We start from the raw sequence: 2,711 nt of genomic DNA, 5'->3' as shown, positions 1-2,711 counted from the left end.
AGGAACAGTTCCCGGCGCCGGAAGGCGGCGAGACGGCGAAAGCCGGCGACGTCGATCATGCGGGAGCCCGGAAGGCACTGTGCCGATGACAGCGGCCCCGTACCGGCTGTCGAGACCGAACGTGCCCACGGCGGCCGTCGCGAGCACCACGCGCGCAGTGGTCCGGGAAGCGCGGGGAGGAACTGGCCATGGCGAAGAGGAACCCGAGGACGGCGGCGGACAGGGCCGCGGTGGCCGGGTGAACCCGGGGGCAAGTGGCTGAAGAAGAAGGCAAGTTGGGAGAAGGGCTCCGAACTCCCGGCGGGCATGCCTGTGAGCCGGGGTAGCTGGTCCACCGCAATGAGCACGGCGACCCCGGCGAGACAGCCGATCAGGACCGGGCGGGAGAGCAGGTCCGCGAGGAACCCGAGGCGGACCGCCCTGGCGGCCAGGCCCAGCAGGCCGACCGTGACGTCGAGAGCGGCCGCCTGAGAGGCGTAGCGGCCCGGGTCGCCTGCGGCGAGGGGACCCACCACCGTGGCCGTCATCAGCGCGGTGGTGGACTCGGGGCCGACCGAGAGCAGGCGTGAGGTGCCGAACAACGTGTAATGGCCGAGCGCGGGCAGGACCGCCCGCAGTCCGGCGACCGGCGGCAGCCCGGCCACTCGCGTACGCCATGACCTGCGGCACGAGATGGGCGGCGACCGTCACCCCCGCGGGCAGATCCCTCCGCAGCCAGGACGGCCCGGGCGTGAGCAGGGCGCCGACCCCGGACGACGAGAACCGTCTCTCCGGCACCCGCTTGCCCGCGCCTTCCGCCATGCGCCGTCCTCAGTGGTCCGCTTCCGGCATCCACCGGCGTACGGGTGTCGCGTCTCACCCGTCACTTCGACACTGTGCGCCCTGCCGCTCCGCCGATCGTTCCGGCCCCGCGGCGGGCGTCCTCGGGAGGTTCCGGGCACCGGGGCCGTTCGGCCCCGCAGAGGGACCTGCGGCCCCTGACTCCGTGACCGCGGTGTCAGCACGCTGGTATCGGATCCCTCGCCCCGGGAGGTGGAGACCATGACCCGAACCATCACCGTAGGTCTCGACGGCTCGCCCGAAAGTCGGGCCGCCGCCGAATGGGCGGCCCGCGAAGCGCAGTTGCGCGGCCTGCCGCTGAAGATCCTCCACGTCTTCGAGCTCCCGCCCGTGCCTGTGGCGCAGGCACCGCTGCTCGGCACCGAGACCAGCCAGAACTGGGCGGAGGAGTGGGCGCAGAGGATGCCGCTCGAGGCCGCAGAGGGCCTTCGGCTGCGTCACCCCGGTGTCGAGGTGATCACGGATCAGGTCACCGGCGAGCCGTCCCAGACCCTGGCCGAGGCGGCGGAGGCCGCGGAGATGCTGGTGCTGGGCTCGCGCGGCCTCGGCGGGATCGACGGGTTCATGGTCGGTTCGGTCAGCCTGTCCGTCATCACCCACGCCACCCGTCCGGTGGTGCTGGTCCGGGCCGGTGAGCAGGCCGCCGACGAACACAGGACCGACCCCGTGGGCATCCCGTCGGCAGCGACCCCCTTCCGGCCCGTCGTCGTCGGACTCGACACAGGCGACATGGACGAGACGCTCCTGGAGTTCGCCTTCGACGCCGCCGCGCGCCGCGAAGCACCCCTGAGGATCGTGCACGCCTGGCCCGAGCTGCCCACCGCCTTCTACCGCTTCTACGGCGACGCGGAACTCTCGGACACGCTCTCGCGGCAGCACGCGACTGCCCTGACCGAGGCGCTGCGTCCCTGGCGGCAGAAGTTCCCGCACGTCGACGTGATCGAGGCGAGCCGCTGCGGCAGCGCTGCGCAGGTGCTCGTCAACGCCGCCCGCGACACTTCCCTGGCAGTGGTCGGCCGTCGTATCCGCACCAGCCCGTTCGGTGCCCATATCGGCCACGTCACGCACGCCGTTCTGCACCACGTCGTCGCGCCCGTCGCCGTGGTCGCGCACGCCTGACCCATGGCGACTAGAAGTCCCACAAGAAGTCCGACAAGAGGACCAGGAACAGGAGCATGACGGATCTTCCGGTCGTCGTCGGGGTGGACGGCTCCGAGCCGAGCCTGCGGGCCGTGGACTGGGCGGCCGACGAGGCCGCCCTGCACGGGGCGCCGCTCCGGCTGGTGTACGCCTCGCTCTGGGACCGCTACGAGGGTGCCCTGCTCGCCCAGGAGCTCGACAAGCCGGTGGAGGAGGTGATGGCCCAGGACGTCGTCGGCACCGCCCGGGAACGGGCCGCGCGCCGCCGATCGGATGTGCAGGTCACCACCGACGTGCGGCCCGAGGAACCCGAGTACGCACTCGTACGCGAGAGCCGCGCCGCCCTCGCCGTGGTGCTGGGCTGCCGGGGCCGTAGCGGGATCACGGAGGCGCTTCTCGGCTCCGTCGGTGTCACAGTCGCGGGGCACGCGCACTGCCCGGTGATCGTGCTGCGCGGCAGCCACGACAACCAGGCTCGCACCGGGACCCGGGGCCACATCGTCCTCGGCGTCGCCGAGAAACCGGCGGGCTCGTCCGCCGTACGGTTCGCGACCGAGGAGGCCGTGCTGCGCGGGGTGCCCTTGGAGGCCGTACGGGTCTGGCGCCGCCCCGCGCACGCGACCACCGGCCATCCCCTGCTCGCCGGCGAGCCGGCGCACCTTTACGAGCGGCAGGCCGTCGAGGCGCTGGAGGAAGCCCTGCGGGACGCACCGGCCGACCTTGATGTGCGG

The 2,711-nt window shown here is 72.7% G+C and carries 3 protein-coding genes; 2 read left to right on the top strand and 1 reads right to left on the bottom strand.

The window, feature by feature from the left end; genetic code table 11:
* Nucleotides 1-644, bottom strand: a 644-nt coding sequence (locus tag AV521_RS46130) for a SulP family inorganic anion transporter (RefSeq protein ID WP_371917122.1), incomplete at its 3' end; no start/stop codon positions are given.
* A 397-nt stretch (nucleotides 645-1,041) separates the two neighbouring features.
* Here AV521_RS46130 and AV521_RS46125 point away from each other — a divergent pair.
* Nucleotides 1,042-1,959, top strand: coding sequence for a universal stress protein (locus AV521_RS46125; protein ID WP_076097934.1), 918 nt, complete (start codon nucleotides 1,042-1,044; stop codon nucleotides 1,957-1,959).
* 56 nt (nucleotides 1,960-2,015) lie between these two features.
* Nucleotides 2,016-2,711 (top strand): universal stress protein (locus AV521_RS46120; protein WP_076097933.1); only part of this gene is annotated, 696 nt, incomplete at its 3' end.

Origin of the sequence: Streptomyces sp. IMTB 2501, from assembly GCF_001953885.1 — a bacterium.
Lineage (GTDB): Bacteria > Actinomycetota > Actinomycetes > Streptomycetales > Streptomycetaceae > Streptomyces.
Note: the sequence above shows the minus strand (reverse complement) of the source record. Positions and strands in the feature narration are given on the sequence as shown.